The 19,867-nt window shown below is 69.1% G+C and carries 21 protein-coding genes; 13 read left to right on the plus strand and 8 right to left on the minus strand.

What is annotated here, in order from left to right:
- Nucleotides 1–241 (plus strand): hypothetical protein (locus I7X39_RS23325; protein WP_232352046.1); only part of this gene is annotated, 241 nt, incomplete at its 5' end.
- 325 nt (nt 242–566) lie between these two features.
- Here the strand turns inward: I7X39_RS23325 and I7X39_RS23830 are convergent.
- Both I7X39_RS23830 and I7X39_RS17960 read right to left on the minus strand, forming a co-directional pair.
- Nucleotides 567–959, minus strand: a complete 393-nt coding sequence (locus tag I7X39_RS23830) for a pentapeptide repeat-containing protein (RefSeq protein WP_198112551.1) — start codon at nt 957–959, stop codon at nt 567–569.
- 76 nt (nt 960–1,035) lie between these two features.
- Nucleotides 1,036–1,311 (minus strand): hypothetical protein, encoded by a 276-nt coding sequence (locus I7X39_RS17960; RefSeq protein WP_198112552.1) that lies wholly within the window; start codon nt 1,309–1,311, stop codon nt 1,036–1,038.
- A 270-nt stretch (nt 1,312–1,581) separates the two neighbouring features.
- Here I7X39_RS17960 and I7X39_RS17965 point away from each other — a divergent pair, with 270 nt between their 5' ends.
- On the plus strand, nt 1,582–2,586 hold the full coding sequence (locus I7X39_RS17965; RefSeq protein ID WP_198112653.1) for an integron integrase: 1,005 nt from the start codon (nt 1,582–1,584) through the stop codon (nt 2,584–2,586).
- 27 nt (nt 2,587–2,613) lie between these two features.
- Here I7X39_RS17965 and I7X39_RS17970 read toward each other — a convergent pair whose 3' ends face one another.
- Nucleotides 2,614–3,549, minus strand: a complete 936-nt coding sequence (locus tag I7X39_RS17970; RefSeq protein WP_198112553.1) for a LysR family transcriptional regulator — start codon at nt 3,547–3,549, stop codon at nt 2,614–2,616.
- 120 nt (nt 3,550–3,669) lie between these two features.
- Here I7X39_RS17970 and I7X39_RS17975 point away from each other — a divergent pair, with 120 nt between their 5' ends.
- Nucleotides 3,670–4,668 (plus strand): zinc-dependent alcohol dehydrogenase family protein, encoded by a 999-nt coding sequence (locus tag I7X39_RS17975; RefSeq protein WP_198112554.1) that lies wholly within the window; start codon nt 3,670–3,672, stop codon nt 4,666–4,668.
- A 273-nt stretch (nt 4,669–4,941) separates the two neighbouring features.
- Here I7X39_RS17975 and I7X39_RS17980 read toward each other — a convergent pair whose 3' ends face one another.
- Both I7X39_RS17980 and I7X39_RS17985 read right to left on the minus strand, forming a co-directional pair.
- Nucleotides 4,942–5,415 (minus strand): DUF4188 domain-containing protein, encoded by a 474-nt coding sequence (locus tag I7X39_RS17980; protein WP_198112555.1) that lies wholly within the window; start codon nt 5,413–5,415, stop codon nt 4,942–4,944.
- Nucleotides 5,412–6,401, minus strand: coding sequence for an NAD-dependent epimerase/dehydratase family protein (locus I7X39_RS17985; protein WP_198112556.1), 990 nt, complete (start codon nt 6,399–6,401; stop codon nt 5,412–5,414). Before I7X39_RS17985 ends, I7X39_RS17980 begins: the two co-directional genes overlap by 4 nt.
- Before the next feature lie 97 nt (nt 6,402–6,498).
- Here I7X39_RS17985 and I7X39_RS17990 point away from each other — a divergent pair, with 97 nt between their 5' ends.
- The 6 genes from I7X39_RS17990 to I7X39_RS18015 all read left to right on the plus strand — a co-directional run bounded on the left by I7X39_RS17990 (nt 6,499) and on the right by I7X39_RS18015 (nt 12,656).
- Nucleotides 6,499–7,389: a LysR family transcriptional regulator gene (locus I7X39_RS17990; RefSeq protein WP_198112557.1), complete on the plus strand. Its 891-nt coding sequence runs from the start codon at nt 6,499–6,501 to the stop codon at nt 7,387–7,389.
- Nucleotides 7,390–7,492: 103 nt separating this feature from the next.
- Nucleotides 7,493–8,101 carry a TetR/AcrR family transcriptional regulator gene (locus I7X39_RS17995; RefSeq protein WP_375140802.1) on the plus strand — a complete coding sequence of 203 codons (609 nt, stop codon included), beginning with the start codon at nt 7,493–7,495 and terminating at the stop codon, nt 8,099–8,101.
- A gap of 137 nt (nt 8,102–8,238) precedes the next feature.
- Nucleotides 8,239–9,240 carry an NADP-dependent oxidoreductase gene (locus tag I7X39_RS18000; protein ID WP_198112559.1) on the plus strand — a complete coding sequence of 334 codons (1,002 nt, stop codon included), beginning with the start codon at nt 8,239–8,241 and terminating at the stop codon, nt 9,238–9,240.
- Nucleotides 9,241–9,296: 56 nt separating this feature from the next.
- Nucleotides 9,297–10,001: an SDR family oxidoreductase gene (locus I7X39_RS18005; RefSeq protein ID WP_198112560.1), complete on the plus strand. Its 705-nt coding sequence runs from the start codon at nt 9,297–9,299 to the stop codon at nt 9,999–10,001.
- Complete coding sequence (locus tag I7X39_RS18010) at nt 9,998–10,840, plus strand: alpha/beta fold hydrolase (RefSeq protein ID WP_198112561.1); 843 nt, start codon at nt 9,998–10,000, stop codon at nt 10,838–10,840. Before I7X39_RS18005 ends, I7X39_RS18010 begins: the two co-directional genes overlap by 4 nt.
- Nucleotides 10,841–10,982: 142 nt before the next feature.
- Nucleotides 10,983–12,656, plus strand: coding sequence for a M10 family metallopeptidase C-terminal domain-containing protein (locus tag I7X39_RS18015; protein WP_198112562.1), 1,674 nt, complete (start codon nt 10,983–10,985; stop codon nt 12,654–12,656).
- 67 nt (nt 12,657–12,723) lie between these two features.
- Here the strand turns inward: I7X39_RS18015 and I7X39_RS18020 are convergent, their stop codons facing one another.
- On the minus strand, nt 12,724–13,362 hold the full coding sequence (locus I7X39_RS18020; RefSeq protein ID WP_198112563.1) for a PEP-CTERM sorting domain-containing protein: 639 nt from the start codon (nt 13,360–13,362) through the stop codon (nt 12,724–12,726).
- 207 nt (nt 13,363–13,569) lie between these two features.
- On the opposite strand from I7X39_RS18020, the gene I7X39_RS18025 reads away from it, so the two are divergent.
- Complete coding sequence (locus I7X39_RS18025; protein ID WP_198112564.1) at nt 13,570–14,367, plus strand: ParB N-terminal domain-containing protein; 798 nt, start codon at nt 13,570–13,572, stop codon at nt 14,365–14,367.
- 1 nt (nt 14,368) lies between these two features.
- Here the strand turns inward: I7X39_RS18025 and I7X39_RS18030 are convergent, their stop codons facing one another.
- Nucleotides 14,369–15,787, minus strand: a complete 1,419-nt coding sequence (locus I7X39_RS18030) for a sensor histidine kinase (protein ID WP_198112565.1) — start codon at nt 15,785–15,787, stop codon at nt 14,369–14,371.
- Nucleotides 15,784–16,470 (minus strand): response regulator transcription factor, encoded by a 687-nt coding sequence (locus I7X39_RS18035; RefSeq protein WP_198112566.1) that lies wholly within the window; start codon nt 16,468–16,470, stop codon nt 15,784–15,786. The genes I7X39_RS18030 and I7X39_RS18035 overlap by 4 nt, the downstream gene beginning before the upstream one ends.
- A 120-nt stretch (nt 16,471–16,590) precedes the next feature.
- Between I7X39_RS18035 and I7X39_RS18040 the strand changes: the two genes are divergently transcribed.
- The 3 genes from I7X39_RS18040 (at nt 16,591) to I7X39_RS18050 (ending at nt 19,849) form a co-directional block, all read left to right on the plus strand.
- On the plus strand, nt 16,591–17,643 hold the full coding sequence (locus I7X39_RS18040; RefSeq protein WP_198112567.1) for an SPFH domain-containing protein: 1,053 nt from the start codon (nt 16,591–16,593) through the stop codon (nt 17,641–17,643).
- A gap of 65 nt (nt 17,644–17,708) precedes the next feature.
- Nucleotides 17,709–18,290, plus strand: a complete 582-nt coding sequence (locus I7X39_RS18045) for a methyltransferase domain-containing protein (protein ID WP_198112568.1) — start codon at nt 17,709–17,711, stop codon at nt 18,288–18,290.
- A complete protein-coding gene (locus I7X39_RS18050; RefSeq protein ID WP_198112569.1) occupies nt 18,287–19,849 on the plus strand; it encodes a DUF4178 domain-containing protein in 1,563 nt (520 codons plus the stop codon). The genes I7X39_RS18045 and I7X39_RS18050 overlap by 4 nt, the downstream gene beginning before the upstream one ends.
- The last annotated feature ends 18 nt before the right edge of the window (nt 19,850–19,867 follow it).

The raw sequence follows: 19,867 nt of genomic DNA on the forward strand, positions 1-19,867 counted from the left end.
GGCCACGAACGCGAAGGAATTCAAAACCCATTCCCTTGATGAATGGCTGCGCCATTCATCAGGGCTGGATATTGCTTGCAATCAGTGGGGAAGCCCTTGTAGTTTGAATTCAGCGGACCAGCCAGCGAAGCTGGCGCAGGTCCGCTGCAATGAAGGGTTGGCCAGCACTGTGCTCATAGCGAAAAACGTGCTGCAAGGTGATGAAGTGGCTGAAGCAGCAAAATCAATACAGCGCAAGTGAGTGCCAGCCACTTGGATGCTTTTCGATTCTCTGGGGAGCCCTGCATAGCAAGCGCAAAAGCTGCAACCACGGAGACCGCCAAGACCAGTAAGAGAAGAACCCCCAGAATCAATTCGATGACATCCGAAATTCCATAAGGGTCGTTGGGCCCGATGTACAAGCGGCTGTAAACAGCGAACCGAAAAATCAACCCAACGAAAAACAAGGCTGCGGCAGTGAAGCCAAGTGCCGCCGCCAGTCCTGGACGTAGGACTTTCATGCTGGCCAACGTTTGAATTCAGCGGACCAGCCAGCGCAGCTGGCGCAGGTCCGCTGCAATGAGAGGTTAAGGCGCTTGGTTGGCAAAGAGCTCATTGAATCCCTCGCACTCGACCGATTTGCACCCATAAACATTCGTATCCGGTGCCGTGCACGATCCGTTCAAATTGTCACGCAGGAATCGACAATTCTTGAACTCACAGTTTACAAAGCGGCAGCCCGAAAAGGAAGTTCCGCGAAACGTGCAATTTTCGAATACGCAATCCACCAGCACTGCGATGTTGAAGAGCCCCCAATACCATTCGATATTCGCAAATGAACTGGCGACGTAAACACCGTCAAATTCGCCACCCTCCAGCGACGCAGCCGAGAACTCGCAATAGCGGAAGAATTCATCGCTGACAGCAAGCGCCTTCCTGACGGCATGCGTCCCAACTATTGATTCACTGACGACTGGCACTAGCGCCTTAACGTTTGAGCTCAGCCGACCAAGCCAGCGCAGCTGGCGCGGGTCGGCTGCAGCGAAAGGTTAGCCATCATGGTGATGGCCACTGAAGAAACTGAACCGCAAAGCCGAGGACGGCTATAACAAGTGCCGCAACTGCACATTTGGCAGCCAGCGCCCCGGCCCCGGAAGGTGCGTCAATGCCGCCGGGTTGAGCGTCCTCGACCGTGGCTACCGCGCCATTGAGCAGCATTGCCGACGACACCCAGAGTGAAGCCGCCAGCCATTTGGCCGGGCTGAAAACAGCGACGGCTGCGCCAACGATGGCTGCCACTGCGATATGGATGAGCGCAGACCGAATTTCCATGACGGCTAACGTGTTTTGGGGCGACAGTCGCCGCCGGATAAGACCGCATGGTGCTGCATAAGAAAGTCCCCTGTCGATCCTGCAAGTGGTTGATGTGTCGCGCTGAATCACTTGCTTGACTGGATGTGCATCCAGTACTAAAAATCCGCAAAAAGCGGCGCGCTGTTACATCTTCCAGACGGCGCGTCGAAGCGGAGGACGATCATGCCAGCACCTGCAGAACGGCTGGGAGGGCGCGGCCAGCAGCGGCCGCGCGCCAGTTTGCCGGCCATGCCGCCGCTGCGCTCGGTGCGCCTGCTGGACCAGATGCGGGAGCGCCTGCGCTACTTGCACTACAGCCTGCGCACCGAGGAGTGCTACCTGTATTGGTGCCGGTTGTTCATTCGCTTTCACGGGCGGCGTCACCCGGCCGAGTTGGGGGCGGCCGAGGTGGAGGTCTTTCTGACGGACCTGGCCGTGCGCAGGCAGGTGGCGGCTTCGACGCACAGCCAGGCGCTGTCGGCCCTGCTGTTTCTCTACACCCGCGTGCTGGGCATGGATTTGCCCTGGCTGCAGCAGATCGGGCATCCGCGCAAGCCTGCACGCCTGCCGGTGGTGCTCACGCCAGGTGAAGTAGCGGGCATCCTGGGCGAACTGGAGGGCGAGCACCGCGTGTTGGCGCAACTGCTGTACGGCACCGGCCTGCGCATCACGGAAGCCTTGCAGCTGCGGGTGAAGGACCTCGACTTCGGCCATGGCGCACTCATCGTGCGTTCGGGCAAGGGCGGCAAGGACCGGGTGGTGATGCTGCCGCAGTCGCTCCTGCCAGGGCTGCGCACGCAGTTGGCGGCGGCGCGGCAGCTTTGGCTGGCGGATGTGGAAGCCGAACGGGCCGGCGTGGAGTTGCCGCACGCGCTGGAGCGCAAGTACCCGCGCGCGGGCCAATCCTGGGCCTGGTTCTGGGTCTTTCCCCAGGACCACCACAGCACCGACCCGCGCAGCGGCGTCATCCGCCGCCACCACCGTTACGACCAAACCTTTCAGCGCGCCTTCAAGCGCGCCGTGGCCGCGGCCGGCATCCACAAGCCGGCCACGCCGCACACGCTGCGGCACAGCTTTGCTACGCATCTGCTTCAAAGCGGGTACGACATTCGCACCGTGCAGGAGCTGCTGGGCCATGCGGATGTGGCCACGACCATGATCTACACCCATGTGCTGAAGCTGGGCGGCGGCGCGGTGCGCAGCCCGCTGGACGCGCTGCGCCGCCACAGCGCGCCGCGAAGCGACAGCGGCTGAAGCGTCGCTTCCAGGCTGCCCGGCGCCTCACCCGGCCGCGCCGGCAGCGCCATCGCGCGGTGGGCCCGCCCCCAGCCTGCTCATCAGGAACTCCACCGCCACCCGCACCTTGGGCACCTGGTAGCGCGCCTGCAGGTAAAGCAGGTAGATGCCGGCCTCGCCGCCGCGGTTCACCGACACCGGCTGCTCCAGCTCCAGCGCCACCAGCTCGCCGCGCTGCAGGTAGGGTCGCAGCCCCCATTCGGGCAGCAGCACCAGGCCGCGGTGCTGGCAGGCCATGGCGATGAGGCTGGCGCCGTCGTTGCTGATGAAGGCGGGCGGCACCGCCAGCTCGCGCCAGCCCTCTTCGTCCCGGCCCTGCCAGCGGATCAGCGCATGCGGGCCGCGGTACAGCAGGGCCTTGTGCTGGAGCAGATCGGCCAGGGTGCGCGGCCGGCCGTGCTGGGCCAGGTACTGGGGCGAGGCGGCGAGCAGGAAGCGGTTGTCATCCAGGCGGCGCGCCACCACGCGGTCCTGCGGCTGGCGGCCGCCGCGGATGGCGAGGTCGATCTGGTCGCGCCCCAGCTCCACCAGGCCGTCGCTGAGGTGCACGTCGAGCACGATGTCCGGGTACAGCGCGCTGAATTCCTGCAGGGCGGGCATCAGCAACAGCTGGCCGTAACTGGGCATGGCGCTGATGCGCAGGGTGCCGCTGGGCGTGCGGCTGCACCGGCCCACCAGCTCGGTGGCGTCGTCCAGCTGCGCCAGGCCGGCGCGCACGGGCTCCAGATAGAGCGCGCCGATCTCGGTGAGCCGCACGGTGCGGGTGGTGCGGTGCAGCAGCTCCACGCCCAGCTCGGCCTCCAGATCGGCAATGCGGCGCGAGATGGACGAGGCCGGCACGCCGAAGGCGCGGGCCGCGCCGGAAAAGCTCAGGGTGTCGGCCACCTTGAGCAGGTATTGCAGGGCGCGCAGCTTGTCCATGGCAGCCAATCTTTGTCGAAACAGCAAAAGATTTTGCTGACTGCGATGGATTCCGCCAGGACTGGGTTCTCCCTAGCATTCGTTCCATTCCAACCCCAGGCGCCAGAACGGCGGCCCACCATGACCCAAATGCTCAAAGCCCAGTACAGCGAACGCGGCCCGGTGCCGCAGGCCGTGATCCAGGCCGTGCCCTTCGAACGCCCGGTGCTGCAGCCCGGCCAGGCCCTGGTGGCGGTGCTGGCCGCGCCCATCAACCCCAGCGATGTGCTGATGCTGACTGGCCAGTACGGCCAGTTGCCACCGCTGCCCGCCGTGGGCGGCAGCGAAGGCGTGGGCCGCGTGGTGGAGCTGGGCCCGGACACCCAGGGCCCCAGCATGGGCCAAACGGTGCTGCTGCCGGTGGGCATCGGCACCTGGGCCACGCATGTGGTGGCGCCCGCTGCGCGCCTGGTGCCGCTGCCGAACGAGGCCGACCCGCGCCAACTCGCCATGCTGACGGTGAACCCGCCCACCGCCTCGCTGCTGCTGAGCGATTTCGCCGATCTGCAGCCGGGCGACTGGGTGATCCAGAACGGCGCCAACTCCGGCGTGGGTAGCTATGTGGTGCAGCTGGCCAAGCTGCGCGGGCTGAAGACCATCAACCTGGTGCGGCGCGAATCAGCCGTGGCCGGTGTGCTGGCCCAGGGCGGCGATGTGGTGCTGGTGGATGGCGAGGGCCTGAGCGAGCGGGTCAAGGCCGCCACCGGGGGCGCGGCCATCAAGCTCGGCATCGACGCCGTGGGCGGCCAGGCCACCATGCGCATGGCCGCCGCGCTGGCCGAGAGCGCCACCATCGTCAACTACGGCGCGCTGAGCGGCGAGCCCTGCATCGTCACGCCGCGCGAGCTGGTGTTCCGCGATGTCACGCTCAAGGGCTTCTGGCTGGCACGCTGGTTCCGCGTCACCCCGCAGGCCGAGCAGTTCAAGCTGTTGGGCGAGCTGGCCGGGCTGATTGCCGCCGGCAAGCTGCACACGCCCATCCAGGCCGGCTACGAGGTGGCGCAGATCCAGGAAGCCGTGGCCGCCGCGGCGGCCGGGGAGCGCCAGGGCAAGATCCTGATCACCCCCACGCACGGTTGAGCGTATAGGGCCTGTTCCCACGACAGGAAGCCACGCGAAAGGGCTTGGCCGGCTGGCAGCCTAGGCGCACGGCGAACGCACAGGCTGGCCGCCTGGGCGAGCCGGGCAACGACGGATGCCGGCCGGCCAAGCCCTTTCCCTCCGGGTTGCCACCAAAAAGGGCGCCCACTTCGTTGCGAAGCCTGGCCGTGGGCCCACCACGCCTGCGGCTTCGCGCCTCGTTGGCGCCCTTTTTGGTGGCAACGCGCTGGCTTCCTGTCGTGGGAACAGGCCCTAGGCACCCATGCGGCCGCGGGCATGCGCCAGCGACCCTTGGGCCGGCAGCAGTGGCGCCGCCCGCCCCAGCGCGAAGGGCGGCATGTTCACGTAGATGGACTCCACCTGGCTGGGCTGCACGCAATAGGTTTCGTGCCAGACCCCCACCGTGCCGCTGCTGCCCACGCGGCGGTTGAAGTCGGCCCAGGCCGGCAGGTGCGCGGCCTCGCGGTCCTTGGCGTAGGCCAGCAGCTCGTCCAGGCTGCGCCAATACTGCAGCATCACGGTGGTGCGGCCGCCCCACAGCTCGCCGTGCAGGTAGCCGCGCTCGGGCTGGGCGGCCAGTTCCTGCAGCATGCGCGGCATCGCGCGCGCCACCGGCAGCCAGCGGTCCACCCGCCAGAGCTGGTTGACGCGCATGCCGATCAGGAACAGCACGAAATCGCGCTCGGGGCGGGCGGTGTGGCGGCCGGGCAGGATGGCGGTGCTCATGCCAGCGCCTCGCGCTGCGGCAGCGCCGGCCAGCCCTTCCACAGGCCCTGGCGGGCCAGATCCGCCAGGCTGGCCTGCAGGGCCCATTCCAGCGGGGTGTGCACCAGGCGTTCGCCCAGGTGCTGGCGCAGCGCGCCGCCGTCCAGCGCGTGCGGGCGCTCCCACAGATAGCGCATGGCCAGCACCTCGCGCAGCAGGGGCACCAGCGGCGCGGCCAGCTGCCAGGGCCACCAGGGCATGCGCTCCAGCCGGGTGGGCACGGGCCAGCCCAGGGCCTGCGCAGCCTGGGCCAGGCCGGCCAGCAGTTGCTCGCCGGTGAGGGTGTGGCCCTCGAAGGTCCAGCTCTCAAAGCCCTGGGCGCCGCGCCGCTCGGCCAGGCCCACCAGGGCCTGGGCCAAGTCCGGCAGATAGGCCCAGGCATGCGGGCGGTCCAGCGGCCCCGGGTATTGCAGCCGCCCTTGCGGCAGCTGCTTGGCGATGGCCAAGTCCAGCCAGCTGCCCAGGCCGGCGCCGAAGAAGTCCCCCGCGCGCAGCAGGCGCACACGCAGGCGCCCGGCGGCGGCACGGGCCTGCAGTTCCTGCTCCAGCTGCAGGCGCAGCGCGCCCTTGGCCGTGCTGGGGCGCACCGGCGTGGCCTCGCTCAGCAGGGCCGGCATGTCCGCCCCAAAGGCGTAGACATTGCCCGGCACGAGCAGCAGCGCGTCCAGGCGCTCGGCCAGATCCATGGCCTGGCGGGCCATGGGCAGCAGCTCCTGGCCCCAGCGCGTGTAGGCCGGGTTGGCCGCGTGCAGCACCACGCGGGCGCCGGCAGCGGCTTCGGCCAGCGCGGCGGTTTCGGCCAACGGCAAGGCCAGCGTGGGCGGGCCGCCGGCTCGGGCCTGCCGGCCCTGGCGCAGCACACGCCAGCCCGAGGCCGCAAAGGCCGTGCTGGCCGCCTGGCCCAGACGGCCGCTGGCGCCGAGGATCAATACGGTGGGAAGGGACATGGCGTGCTCGCGGGTCAATCACAACAGGGCGCCAGTGTGGGCAGGCCCAGCCCATTCCACAATCCACGAGCCCCGCAACCCAGCCATGCAAAACCGTATGAGCACCCTGCCCCGCTTCGACTGGTCGCTGATTCCGAGCTTTCTGGCGGTGCTGGATGCCGGCAGCCTGATGGGCGCGGCGCGCGCGCTGGACGCGCAGCAGCCCACGCTCTCGCGCCACATCGCCCAGCTGGAGGCGCAACTGGGCGTGGCCCTGTTCGAGCGCACCGGGCGCGGCGTGCAACCCACCGCCGCCGCCCTGGCCCTGGCCGAGGCCGCACGCCAGATGGCCGCCGGGGCCGAGCAGCTGGGCCAGCAGCTGCTGCGCCGCAGCCAAAGCAGCCAGGGCAAGGTGCGCCTGAGCGCCAGCCAGGTGGCGGCCAGCCACCTGCTGCCGCCCCTGCTGGCCGAGCTGCAGGGCGAGGAGCCCGGCATCCAGATCGAGCTGGTGGCCACCAACGCGGTGAGCAACCTGCTGCGCCGCGAGGCGGACATCGCCCTGCGCATGCTGCGCCCCCAGCAGGCCGGCCTGGTGGCGCGCAAGCTGGGCGAGCTGAGCATCCAGGCCTGCGCCCACCGCGACTACCTGGCGCGCGCCGGCACGCCGCGCCGCATGGAGGAGCTGGCCGGCCACCGGCTGATCGGCTACGACCAGAACGAGGCCATCCTCAAGGGTGCGGCCGCCGCCGGCCTGCCGCTGACGCGCGAGCACTTCGGCCTGCGCACCGACGACCAGGTGGCCTACACGCAGCTGGTGCAGGCGGGCGCCGGCATCGGCTTCCTGGCCAGCTTCCTGGTGCGCGACACCCCCGGCCTGGTGCCCCTGCTGCCCGAACTGGTAACGCCGAAGCTGCCGGTGTGGCTGGTGGTGCACCGCGAGATCCGCGGCAGCCCGGTGGTGCGGCGGGTGTTCGACTTCCTGGCCGAACGGGTGCCGGAGCGGCTCTAGGGCCTGTTAACGCTACGCGAAGCTCCGCGTAGCGTTAACAGGCCCTAACCCCGGCGGGGGCATCGTGAAGACATCACAACACCGGCCTCCGAATTTCAATATGATGCGCAACATGCGAAAAGCCAAACACAGCACCGCACCCAGCGCCCGCGCCGCCGCCAAGCAGGCCACGCACGAGCGCATCGTCCATGCCGCGGCGCGGGCCATCCGCCGCAGCGGCTTTGACGGCACGGGTGTGGCCGACATCATGAAGGAAGCCGGCCTGACGCATGGCGGCTTCTATGCCCACTTCCCCTCCCGCGAAGCGATGCTGGCCGAGGCCACGGGCCAGGCCTGTGCGGAATCGGCCGCGCGGGTGGCGGGCGTGGTGGCCGCGGTACCCCCGGGGCAGGCGCTGCAGGCGCTGCTGCAGGCCTATCTCTCGCCGGAGCATCTGGCGCAGATCGAGCAAGGTTGCCCGCTGGCGGCGCTGGGCTCGGAAACGGCCCGCCAGGTGCCCGAGGTGCGCCAGGTGACCACCCGGCACATCAAGGAAATGATCGACCTGATCGCCCGCCAGTCGCCCGACTGGGGGCAGCCCGCCGCGCATGAGCGCGCGCTGATGACCCTCTCCACCCTCGTCGGCACCCTGCTGCTGGCCCGCGCGGTGGATGAACCCGCCCTCTCCGACGCCCTCTGCCGGGCGGCGCTGAAGCAACTCACCCCGAACTGACGCGCGTGGACCCAGCACCCTTTTCGCTCGCCTTTACATATGACGGTCATCATCTTTAAGTGACAAGACCGGCCCCAATTCCCCGCCCTCCCCGCCCTCCCCGACCCACGTGCCCTGCGCGGCCCCCGAGAAAGACCATGAAAGCACTCACCTTCCAACGCTATGGCAAGTCACCCGATATCGGCTTCAGCGAGCTACCGCGGCCCACGCTGAAGGATGACGAGTTGCTGGTGCAGGTTCACGCCGCGGGCGTGAACCCGATCGACCACATGATCCCGACCGGGATGTTCAAGCCCTTGCTGAAGTTCTCCTTCCCGGCCACGCTGGGCAGCGACCTGGCCGGCGTGCTGCTCGAGGTCGGCCGCCGCGTGACCCGCTTCAAGGCGGGCGACGCCGTGTTCGCCAGCCTCTTCGACCTGGGCCGGGGCAGCTTCGCCGAACTGGCCGTGGTGCCCGAACGCGCGGCGGCGCTCAAGCCTGCCAACCTGGACTTCGTGCAGGCGGCCGCCATCCCGATGGTGGGGCTCACCGCCTGGCAGGCGCTGAAGGAACGCATCCGCCTGCAGCCCGGCCAGAAGCTCTTCGTTCCGGCCGGCTCCGGCGGCATCGGCACCTTCGCGATCCAACTGGCCAAGGTCCTGGGTGCCCAGGTGGGCACGACCACCAGCACCGGCAACGTCGAGCTGGTGCGCCGCCTGGGCGCCGACGAGGTGGTGGACTACAAGAAGCAGGACTTCGAGCAGGTGCTGAGCGGCTACGACGCGGTGCTGGGCACCGTGCGCGGCGAGGCGCTGGAGAAGACCGTGGGCATCCTCAAGCCCGGCGGCACGATCGCCTCGCTGGTGGGGCCGGCAGACCCGGCCTTCGCACGCGCCCGCGGCCTGAACTTCGTGCTGGGCTTCGTGTTCGGCCTGATGAGCCGAACGATCCGGCGTCTGGCCCGGCAGCGGGGCGTCGGCTACTCCTTCCTGTTCGTGCGCCCCGATGGCGAGCAACTCGCCCAGATCGGCGAGCTGCTGCGCAGTGAGCGCATCCGCCCGGTGATCGACCAGGTGTTTCCCTTCGAGCGGGCGAAGGAAGCACTGGACTACCTCGCCCAAGGGCGGGCCAAGGGCAAGGTGGTGGTGCAGATGCGCTAGCCACAACTCCCTGTCCGATCCCACTCTTTCTCCGCTTCACATCGATTGGAACCACCATGCAGATCAAAGACTCCGTCGCCCTCATCACCGGTGCCAACCGCGGCATCGGCCTGGCCTTTGCACAGGAACTGCTGGCGCGCGGCGCCCGCAAGGTCTACGCCGCCGCCCGCGACCCGGCCACCATCACGCTGCCGGGGGTTCAGGCCCTGCGGCTGGACGTCAACCAGCCGGACGAGGTGGCGGCTGCCGCCGCGCTGGCCTCGGACGTGACACTGGTGATCAACAACGCCGGCATCGCCCAACCCGGCGGCTTCCTCATGGCCGATAGCGAAGCGCTCACGCGCCGCATCTTCGAGACCAACTTCTTCGGCATGCTGCGCCTCAGCCAGGCCTTCGCGCCGGTGCTGCGGCGCCAGGGCGGCGGCGCCTTCCTCAACGTGCTGTCGGTTGCGTCGTGGTTGAACGGCGGTGAGCTGGCGGCCTACTCGGCCAGCAAGTCCGCGGCCTGGTCCCTGACCAACGCCCTGCGCCATGAGCTGGCGGCGCAGCGCACGCAGGTGCTGGCGCTGCACATGGCCTACGTCGACACCGATCTGACGCGCGGCTTCGATGTGCCGAAATCCAGCCCCGAGCTCATCGTCCAGCGCGCACTCGACGGTCTTGAAGAGGGCCTTGACGAAGTGCTGGCGGACGAACTGACCCAGCAGATCAGGCAAGGCCTGAGCGCCCCGCGGCCCGTCTACCTGCCGCAACTGGCATGACCGCGCCGCGCTGGACGCAGGCGCCGAACCGGACCCTGGAGGCGGGCGGCGTGCGCTTCGCCTACCGGGAACTCGGCCGGCAGCATGGCGGCACGCCGGTCGTGTTCCTGAACCACCTGGCCGCCGTGCTGGACAACTGGGACCCGCGCGTGGTGGATGGCCTGGCCACCCGGCATCACGTGATCGTGTTCGACAACCGCGGCATCGGCGCCTCCACCGGCGCGCCCGCCGATTCGATCGAGCAGATGGCGCTGGATGCGATCCGCTTCATCCAGGCGACCGGCTTCGCGCTGGTCGATCTGTTCGGCTTCTCGATGGGCGGCATGGTGGCGCAGGAGATTGCGCTGCGCGAGCCGCAACGGGTGCGCCGGATGATCCTGGCGGGCACCGGGCCGGCGGGCGGCGCGGGCATCAGCCGGGTGGGCCGCATCGCCCACCTGGACCTGCTGCGCGGCCTTCACACCGGGCAGGATCCGAAGCAGTTCCTGTTCTTCACGCGCACCCCCTCGGGCATCGCCGCGGGCAAGGCCTTTCTGGCGCGCCTGCAGGAACGCACGCAGCACCGGGATCGGGCGATCACCGTGCGCGCCTACCTGGCCCAGCTGCGCGCGCTCAAGGCCTGGGGCCGCCAGCCGCCCGCAGAACTTTCTCGCATCCGCCAGCCGGTGCTGATCGTCAACGGCGACCAGGACCGCATGGTGCCGAGCTCGAATTCGCACGAGCTGGCGCGCCGGCTGCCGAACAGCACCTTGCTCATCTACCCGGACGCCGGCCATGGCGGCGTGTTCCAGCACCACGCCGATTTCACCCCCAAGGCGCTCGCGTTCCTGGCGAACTGAACCGGCCCCGCGCACCGCCCGTGGCGCGATTGACTTTGCCGCGGGCCGTGGTTGAAATGGCCCGCTGCGCCGGACCGTCGGTGGCCGCGCGCTCGGCATGACTGCTGGCTCGCACCGACACCCCGTTCCGGAGCACCGCCCCATGGCCACCAGCCTGCCCACCTACACCGGCGACACCACCAGCCTCGTTCAGCGCAGCGGCACCACCTTGATCGACGCCCTGATCGGTGGATCCAAATGGGGCACCGGGGGCGCTGGCACCGGGGCTTCGGTGACCTTCTCCTTCCCGGCCTCCATCGCCGCGTTCGATACCCAGGCCGGCGTGGCCGGCAACTACGGTGAAAACGAACCCCTCGGTGCGGGCTTCGGCACCAAGCTGGCCGCCTTCACGCCCTTCAGCGCGGCCCAGCAGGAGGCCGCACGCCAGGTGCTGCAGGCCTTTGCCAATGTGGCCAATCTGAGCTTCACCGAGGTGGCGGCTTCATCCCCTGATGCCGGCGTGCTGCGCTTCGGCAATTCGGCGCCCCCGGGCATGGACGCCACCAGCTGGGGCGTGTCCTGGTTTCCGCAGGACTTCGCCGGGTCCGGCGACACCTGGATGAACTCCACCTTCCTCTTTCCCGAGGGCTGGGCACGCGGCACGCAAAACTTCCTGACCCTGCTGCACGAGGTGGGCCACGCGCTGGGCTTGAAGCACCCCCATGACACCGGCTTGTCGGGCGTGCTCACAGGCTGGCCCGACAACCCCACGGTGCTGCCCAAGACCGGCACCGACACGCTGACCACGCAGTCGACGCAGACCATGGTGATGGCCTACAACGACATCCCCGGCCGCGGCACCCTGGGCGAGCTGGCCCTGCAATCGGACTTCGCGCCCACCACGCCGATGCGCTGGGACATTGCGGCGCTGCAGTACCTGTACGGCGCCAACCTGGCCTACAACGCCGGCGACACCGTCTACACCTTCGACGGCGAGGCCCGCTACAACCAAACCCTGTGGGACGGCGGTGGCAACGACACCATCGTGGCCACCGGCAACCGCGCGGTGGAGATCGACCTGCGCCCGGCGCAGTGGAGCAAGCTCGGCCAGCCGATGTCCTTCTCCACCCGCAATGCGGACAACTCGGTGAACACCGCACAGCCGCAATTCAACGACCCCTACACCGTGTTCATCTACGACACGGTGACGATCGAGAACGCCACCGGCGGCAACGGCAACGACATGATCTACGCCAACGCAGTGGCCAACCAGATCGACGGCGGCGCCGGCATCGACACCACCGTCTACCTGGCCGCGCGCTCCACCTACGCCCTGGCGCGGGACGGCGCCGGCTGGACGGTCTCGGGCGGCGCGGCCGACACCGACACGCTGCGCTCGATCGAGCGGGTGCGCTTCGCCGACAAGGCCCTGGCCTTCGATACCGCCGTGGACGGCAATGCCGGACAGGTGGCCCAGATCCTGCGCGCCCTCTTCGGGCCGAGTGCGATTGCCAATCCCACCTTCGCCGGCATCGGCCTGAGCCTGCGTGACGCCGGCATGGGCTATGCGGACATCGTCGCGCTGGCCATTGGCACGCCCATCTTCGAACAGCTGGCCGGCTCGCGCTCGAACACCGACTTCGTGCGCCTGGTCTACAAGAACGTCATCGGCAGCGACGCCCCGCCCGAGGCGCTGGCGCAGTTTGTCGGCCTGCTCGACAACGGCACCTACACCCAGGCCTCGCTCGGGCTGCTGGCCTGCCAGATCGAGTTCAACACGCAGTCGGTGGAGCTGGTCGGGCTGGCGAGCACGGGGCTGGAGTTCATTCCGGCTTGAGCGGGCGCCGGAAGGCCCTTCGCGCATCCACCTGCCGATGCGGGTCGCCGGGCGTGGTGGACCGAACTCAGCCGCGCGCGCGCCGCTTCGCCAGCCCGACGCCGAGCAGGCCGAGGCCCGCCAGCGCCAGCGACATCGGCTCGGGCACGTGCTGACCGGCATCGCTGCCCACCGTCAGGTTGTCGATCTGGAAGTAGCCGCCCGTCGTGGCCACCCCGCCCGCCAGGCCGAAGTGGATGGACTTGATGTCCATGCTTGAGGTCAGGCCCCAGAACGAGCCGGCGCCACTGACCAGCAGCTCTTCGACGGAGTCATCACCAAAGGTGATGCGAGCGAAGTACGAGTTGTCGGAGGCCACCACGTCCAGACCCACGCCGAAGACGCCACTGGCATCGCCCACCGAGGTGGAAGTGAAGTCGAGCAGGAACGAACCATTGCAGCCCGCGCAGTACATCCCGCCCGTCACGATGTTCCAGTCGGAAAAGCCGGTGGTCGTGTACTTGGTTTCATTCAACACGGCGCCCATGGCCGCATTGCTGAGGATCGCGAAGCTGCCGCCATAGCCCGGGTTCTGGTAGTCGTCGGTCACGCTGGCGGCGAGCTGGCTCTGGAACAACGCCCGGTTGTTGTACTGCACAGGGGCCGCAAACGCCGGAGCGAGCAACGAGCTGGCAAGGGCAAAGGTGGCAAGGGTGGTGTTCCGCATGGGTGGGTCCTGGGCTGAAGGATCGCCGCCCGATTGGCGGCCTGGCATCCAAGCAAAAAGTCGGCCGAAGGCTGTAACGGCAATTCGGATCAACGGCTTATCGCGGCAATCGGAAAGCCGCCCGGCAGGTGAGTCAAATCGGCCGACAGCACGAAGCGGCGCGGCTCACCCTTTCTAGAATCCCGCCCCTTTTGCCCATCCGGCGCCATGGACATCGTCGTCAAAGAAGAACTCAAGGCCTACATCGACCCTTTGACGCCGGAGGAACACGACGCCCTGGAGCGCAGCCTGCTGGCCGAAGGCTGCCGCGACGCGCTGGTGCTGTGGGGCCATGTGCTGGTGGATGGCCACAACCGATACGGCATCTGCCGCAAGCACGGCCTGCCTTTCCAGACGGTGCAGAACCCGCGCTTCCAGTCCCTAGAGGACGTGCAGCTGTGGATGATCGACCAGCACCTGGGCCGCCGCAGCCTGTCGGACTTCCAGCGCGGCGAGCTGGCCCTGCGCAAGCGCGCCATCGTGGCCGAGCGGCGTGCCCGCGCCGCGGCGGCGGCACCGGAACCGGCCGCCCCTGCGGCGGCGGCGCCCGAGACGCCGTCGCCGGTCAGCGCCGAGGAGGCCCTGGCCACGCGCGAGGCCCTGGCCAAGGCGGCGCGCCTGAGCAGCAACCAGGTGCAGCAGATCGAGAAGATCCAAAAGCAGGGCGCGCCCGAGCTGGTCAGCGCCGTCAAGGCGGGCATGGTGTCGCTGAACGCCGCCGCCGCCGTGGCCAGCCTGCCCGCCGAGGAACAGGTGGCCGCCGCAGCTGCCGGGGCCGAAGAGCTGAAGCAGGCCGCCAAGCGCGTGCGCGAGGCCAAGCGCAAGGCCGCGCCAGCACCCGTGGAGACCACCGAACCAGCTGAAGGCGAGCCTGCTGACAGTGTGGAAACGCTGCGTCAGCGCGTGGCCGAGTTGGAGGCTGAGAACGCGGCCTTACGACGCGAGCTGCAGGCGCTGCGAGGCTGAGTCAGCGCGGCGCCGCCGGCAGCAGCAGGCGCACCACCAGCCCCTGCGGCGCCTGCCCGCCCACCTCCACCCGGCCGCCGTGGCGCTCGGCAATCTCCTTGACGATCGCCAGCCCCAGCCCGCAGCCGCCGCCCTCGTGGGTGGCACGCACGAAGCGCTCCAGCACCTTTTCGTGCCAATGCGCGGGCAGGCCGGGGCCGGTGTCGCTGACGCTCAGGAGAACCTGATCGCCCGCGCGCTGCACCCGCACCGTGACCTCGGCGCCGCGGCCGGCGTACTGCAGGGCGTTGTCGAGCAAGTTGGCCAGGGCCTCGCGCAGCAAGGTGGGGTGGCCGCGCACCCAGGCGGCGGGCGCGCTGGGGTCGCCGCTGTCGTCCATGCCCAGATCCACGCCGGCAACCAGGGCACGCGGCACCCACTCGGCGGTGGTGTCGCGCGCCAGCCGGGTCAGGTCCAGCGGCTCGCAGGCTTGGTTGCTGCCGGCCTCGGGCTCGGCACGGGCCAGGCTGAGCAGCTGCCCCACCAGATGCGCGCTGCGGGTGGCGCCCTCCACCACGCGCTGCAGGCGCTCGCGCTGGGCGGGCTCGCTGGCGTCGGCCAAGGCCAGCTCGGTCTGGCTCTTCAGGCCGGCCAGCGGGGTGCGCAGCTGGTGGGCGGCATCGGCAATGAAGCGGCGCTGCGCCTGCACGGTTCGCTGCACGGCGTCCAGCAGCTGGTTGATGGCCAGCGCCAGCGAGCGCAGCTCGGCCGGCGCCGTTTCCAGCTCGATGGGGCGCAGATCGCCGGGCGCGCGCCCTTCCACCGCGCGGCGCAGCCGGACGATGGGCGCCAGCCCGGCCTGGATGCCGGCCCAGACGAGGAAGCTCAGGCCGGCCATCAGCACGGAGAGCGGCAGCACGGTGTCGAGCAGCAGGCGGCGGGTCAGCTCCTCGCGGTTGGCGCTGGAGCGCGCCACCTGCACGCGCATGGGGGTGGCGCCGCCGGCCTCGCCCACGGTGAGCAGCAGCGCGGCCACGCGCAGGCGCTGGGCCGGGGCCTCGTGGCTGGCGGGCAGCTCGCCGTCGTACACCAGGGGCTGGCCGGGCGTGCCGCGCGCCTGCTGCGGGGGCTCGGGCAGCTTGCGGTTGCCCAGGATGAACTGGCCCGGCGGGCTGCTGACCATGTAGAGCAGCTTGTCCTCGGGGTCGGCCTCGAGGATGTCCTGCGCGGCGCGCGGCAGGTCGATCAGCAGGCCGGTGCCCAGCGGCTTGATCTGCCGCGCCAGCGCGCGCGTGGCCTGCAGCAGGCTGGCGTCCACGGCCTCGGTGGCGTAGCGCTCGGCCAGCTTGTAGGTGAACAGGGCCCCGGCCGCCCACAGCACCAGCTGCGGCAGTAAAAGCCACAGAAAGAGCTGGCGCCGCAGCGAGGCGGAGGCTTTCACGAGGCCTGGGTTTCCATCAGATAGCCCAGGCCGCGCACCGTGCGCACGCCCACGCCGGCACCTTCCAGCTTCTTGCGCAGGCGGTGGATGTAGACCTCGATGACGTTGTTGGTCGGGGCCTCGCCGCCGTCTGCCCCCCAGGTCTGCAGGATCTGCTCCTTGGTGACGACGCGGTCGCGTTGCGTCACCAGCAGCTCCAGCAGCTGCCATTCGCGCGGGCTCAGCTCCAGCGCCTGGCCGTCCACCGTGGCGCGGCGGGCCTCGGGCTCCAGCAGCAGATGGCCCAGGCCCACGCCCGGGCCGGCGGCGCCCGCCACGCCCAGCCGGGCGCGGCGCAGTAGCGCGTGCAGGCGCGCTTCCAACTCGGGGAAGTCGAAGGGCTTGGTGAGGTAGTCGTCGGCGCCAGCGTTCAGGCCCTGCACGCGGTCTTCCAGCGCGTCGCGGGCCGTGAGCAGCAGCACCGGCAGGCCGGGGCGGGCCACGCGCACGCGGCTGAGCACGGTCAGGCCGTCCAGCATGGGCAGGCCGATGTCGAGGATGGCGGCGTCGAAGCCCTGCTTGAGAAGCAGGTACTCGGCCACGGCGCCATTGGGCGCGTGCTCGACCTCGAAGCCGGCACGGCGCAGCTGCGCGCACAGGGCATCGGCTAGGAGGGCGTCGTCTTCAGCCAGCAGTAAGTTCATGAACGAACCTTAACAAGCTGAATGCCCCACAGCCAGGGGACTTGCCCGCAAAGCCGGCGCGACTGGGTTCATACTCCCGGCGCCGTCGCATGACGGCTTTTTGTGCACGAGGAAAGCACCATGGGCCTGATGAGCTTCATCAAGAAACAGTTCATTGACATCCTGCAGTGGACCGAGGAGAGCGACGGCACGCTCGCCTGGCGCTACCCGATGCAGGACATGGAAATCCAGTACGGCGGCCAGCTGGTGGTGCGCGAGTCGCAGATGGCCGTGTTCGTCAACGAGGGCCAGGTGGCCGATGTGTTCGGCCCCGGGACGCACAAGCTGACGACGCAGACCTTGCCGGTGCTGACCTATCTGAAGAACTGGGACAAGCTGTTCGAGTCGCCCTTCAAGAGCGATGTCTACTTTTTCAGCACGCGCCAGCAGATCGACCAGCGCTGGGGCACCGCGCAGCCGATCACCATCCGCGACAAGGACTTCGGCGCCGTGCGCCTGCGCGCCTTCGGCAACTTCGCCTACCGCATCGCCGACCCGAAGAAGTTCCACACCGAGATCAGCGGCACGCGTGAGAAGTACACCGTGCAGGATCTGGACGGGCAGCTGCGCGGCCTGATGCTGCAGCACATTGCCGACGGCATCGCGCAGAGCGGCATCCCCTTCCTGGACCTGGCGGCCAACCAGATCGAGTTCGCCAAGGCCATGCAGGGCGCCACCGCGCCCTTCTTCGAGGCCCTGGGCCTGAAGCTCGAGACCATCACCGTGCAGTCGGTCTCGCTGCCCGAGGAGCTGCAGAAGATCCTCGACCAGAAGATCGGCATGGGCATGATCGGCCAGAACATGGGCCAGTTCATGCAGTACCAGACCGCGCAGGCCATCCCCAAGATGGCCGAGGGCGTGGCCCAGGGCGGTGGCGGCGGCGTGATGGGCGATGCCATGGGCCTGGGCGCCGGCGTGGCCATGGGCCAGGTGCTGGCGCAGCAGATGCAGGCCGGCCTGGCGGGCACCAACCCGGCCGTGGTGGCCGCGCAGGCACAGGCCGCCGCGGCCGCGGCACCGAAGAGCGAGGACGTGATCGCGCTGATCGAGAAGCTCGGCGACCTCAAGGCCAAGGGCATCCTCAGCGACGAGGAGTTCGCCGCCAAGAAGGCCGAGCTGCTCAGCAAGCTCTGACCCTGCCCTGACCACCCGGGGGCCACGCGGCCCCCGGCTTTGTTTCCGTTTCGGTTTTTTCCAGCATGCCCTTCAGTCAGAGCGGCCAGCTCAGCGCCATCGTCCGTTTCGCCGAACAACTGCAACCCACGTCCGTGCTCGATGTCGGCACCGGCATGGGCCAGTACGGCCTGCTGCTGCGCAACAACCTCGAGAACATCAACCTCTTCGACGTCGAAAAGGGCGTGCAGCGCCCGCGCAGCGAGTGGAAGGTGCGCATCGACGGCATCGAGGGCTTCCCGGCCTACCGCACGCCGGTGCACGACCACGCCTACCAGCACATCTGGTGGGAGCACGCGCAAGCCCGCCTGCCCCTGCTGGCCGACCGCGCCTACGAGCTGGTGATCTGCATCGATGTGCTCGAGCACTTCGACAAGCCCGAGGGCGAGCAGGTGCTGCGCCAGCTGCGCCGCATCGCCAGCCGCGCGGTGCTGATCAGCACGCCCAAGGATTTCCATGCCCAGGAGGTGGAGGCCAACCCGCTGGAGAACCACCGCTCGCACTGGAGCCAGCAGGAGCTGGCCGCGCTGGGCTATGGCGAGATCCTGCCCGACGCCGAGAGCTGGATCGCCGTGGCCCGCGCTGATGGGGAACGCGCCGCGCCGTGAGCGCCGCTGACACCCAGCGCCGCTGGCGCGCCGCCTGTCCCAACTGCGGCGCGCCGGTTGAGTTCGCCTCGCCGGCCAGCGCCAGCGCGGTCTGCAGCTTTTGCCGCAGCACCCTGCTGCGCGAAGGCGAGGTGCTGCGCAAGACCGGCCAGTCGGCCGAGCTCTTTGCCGATTACTCGCCGCTGCAGATCGGCACGCAGGGCCGCTTCCAGAATGAGCCCTTCACCATCCTGGGCCGCGTGCAGCTGGCCTATGAAGGCGGGCGCTGGAACGAGTGGCATGCCTACTTCGACAACAGCGGCAAGTCCGCCTGGCTGAGCGAGGACAACGGCCGCTTCGTGATGAGCTGGCCGCTGCCGCTGCAGCAGGCCCCGAAGCGCGAGGAGTTGCAGCTCGGCGCGCAGCAAGTGGTCGAGGGCCAGGGCTTCCGCGTCGCGGCGCTGACCGAATCGACGCTGCACGCCGCCGAGGGCGAGCTGCCGCAGCCGCCCAAGCTGGGCGAGCCGGTGTTCGTGGCCGAGCTGCGCAGCAGCCGCAACGAGGTCGGGTCGCTGGAGTACGTGCAAGGCCAGGCGCCGCGCTGGAGCCTGGGACAGGCGGTGGAACTGCCCACGCTGCAGCTCGCGAACACCCGCGAGGAATCGGCCGCCAGCTGGGCCGGCCGCAGCCTGCAATGCCCGAATTGCGGCGCCGCCATCCAGCCCGAGCTGACGCAGAGCCAGGCCATCACCTGCGGCCAATGCCAGGCGGTGGTGGAGCTGGAAGGCGACCCCAATGGCGATCTGCGCTTCCACCAGCAGGCCATCGGCACCGAGCCGCCTATCCCGATCGGCCGCACCGGCCGCCTGAGCTTGGAGCGCGACACCGCCAAGCTGCCCTGGCAGGTGGTGGGCTTCATGGAGCGCTGCTCGGCCCCCGACGACGAGGGCGAGCAGTACTACTGGCGCGAGTACCTGCTATTCAACAAGCAGCAGGGCTTCGCCTTCCTGGTGGATGCCACCGAGGGCTGGAGCCTGGTGCGGGTGCTGACCGGCAGCCCCGACCTGGTGATGAACAGCGCGCGCTGGCAGGGCAAGACCTACAACCTGCACGAGCAGTACAGCGCCATCACCACCCATGTGCTGGGCGAGTTCTACTGGAAGGTGCAGCGCGAAGAGCGCACCGAGGTGGCCGACTACCGCGGCCCGGGCGGCCTGCTCTCGCGCGAGCAAAGCGGCAACGAGATCACCTGGAGCCTGGGCCGCACGCTCGACTCCGCCGAGGTCGGTGCCGCCTTCGGCCTGGACAAGCTGCAGCAGGCGCGCATCCAGAACGACCCCAAGCCGCTCAGCGGCATGGGGGACACGCTCAAGGGCATCCTGATCTTCATCGTCATCGCCATCCTGCTGGTGGTGATGATCAAGGCCTGCACGCGCGACGACTGCGACCCGTACAAGCAGAAGTTCGGCGCCGAAAGCCCCGAGTACAAGCAGTGCAAGCTGAGCCAGCGCAGCTACTCCGGTGGCTCTGGCAGCGGCGGCAGCTGGGGCTCCGGTTTCGGCGGCGGCGGGCACAAATGACGAATCAACCAGAAGGAG

The sequence above is a fragment of the Inhella proteolytica genome (genome assembly GCF_016093275.1).
Classification (GTDB): domain Bacteria; phylum Pseudomonadota; class Gammaproteobacteria; order Burkholderiales; family Burkholderiaceae_C; genus Inhella; species Inhella proteolytica.

Coding starts and splice junctions, on each gene's coding strand:
- I7X39_RS18000 (WP_198112559.1), top strand. CDS start 8,239: ATGAAAGCACTCACCTTCCAACGCTATGGCAAGTCACCCGATATCGGC.
- I7X39_RS18010 (WP_198112561.1), top strand. CDS start 9,998: ATGACCGCGCCGCGCTGGACGCAGGCGCCGAACCGGACCCTGGAGGCG.
- I7X39_RS17975 (WP_198112554.1), top strand. CDS start 3,670: ATGACCCAAATGCTCAAAGCCCAGTACAGCGAACGCGGCCCGGTGCCG.
- I7X39_RS17970 (WP_198112553.1), bottom strand. CDS start 3,549: ATGGACAAGCTGCGCGCCCTGCAATACCTGCTCAAGGTGGCCGACACC.
- I7X39_RS18015 (WP_198112562.1), top strand. CDS start 10,983: ATGGCCACCAGCCTGCCCACCTACACCGGCGACACCACCAGCCTCGTT.
- I7X39_RS18025 (WP_198112564.1), top strand. CDS start 13,570: ATGGACATCGTCGTCAAAGAAGAACTCAAGGCCTACATCGACCCTTTG.
- I7X39_RS17995 (WP_375140802.1), top strand. CDS start 7,493: ATGCGCAACATGCGAAAAGCCAAACACAGCACCGCACCCAGCGCCCGC.
- I7X39_RS17985 (WP_198112556.1), bottom strand. CDS start 6,401: ATGTCCCTTCCCACCGTATTGATCCTCGGCGCCAGCGGCCGTCTGGGC.
- I7X39_RS18005 (WP_198112560.1), top strand. CDS start 9,297: ATGCAGATCAAAGACTCCGTCGCCCTCATCACCGGTGCCAACCGCGGC.
- I7X39_RS17990 (WP_198112557.1), top strand. CDS start 6,499: ATGAGCACCCTGCCCCGCTTCGACTGGTCGCTGATTCCGAGCTTTCTG.
- I7X39_RS18020 (WP_198112563.1), bottom strand. CDS start 13,362: ATGCGGAACACCACCCTTGCCACCTTTGCCCTTGCCAGCTCGTTGCTC.
- I7X39_RS18045 (WP_198112568.1), top strand. CDS start 17,709: ATGCCCTTCAGTCAGAGCGGCCAGCTCAGCGCCATCGTCCGTTTCGCC.
- I7X39_RS17960 (WP_198112552.1), bottom strand. CDS start 1,311: ATGGAAATTCGGTCTGCGCTCATCCATATCGCAGTGGCAGCCATCGTT.
- I7X39_RS17965 (WP_198112653.1), top strand. CDS start 1,582: ATGCCGCCGCTGCGCTCGGTGCGCCTGCTGGACCAGATGCGGGAGCGC.
- I7X39_RS18035 (WP_198112566.1), bottom strand. CDS start 16,470: ATGAACTTACTGCTGGCTGAAGACGACGCCCTCCTAGCCGATGCCCTG.
- I7X39_RS18040 (WP_198112567.1), top strand. CDS start 16,591: ATGGGCCTGATGAGCTTCATCAAGAAACAGTTCATTGACATCCTGCAG.
- I7X39_RS17980 (WP_198112555.1), bottom strand. CDS start 5,415: ATGAGCACCGCCATCCTGCCCGGCCGCCACACCGCCCGCCCCGAGCGC.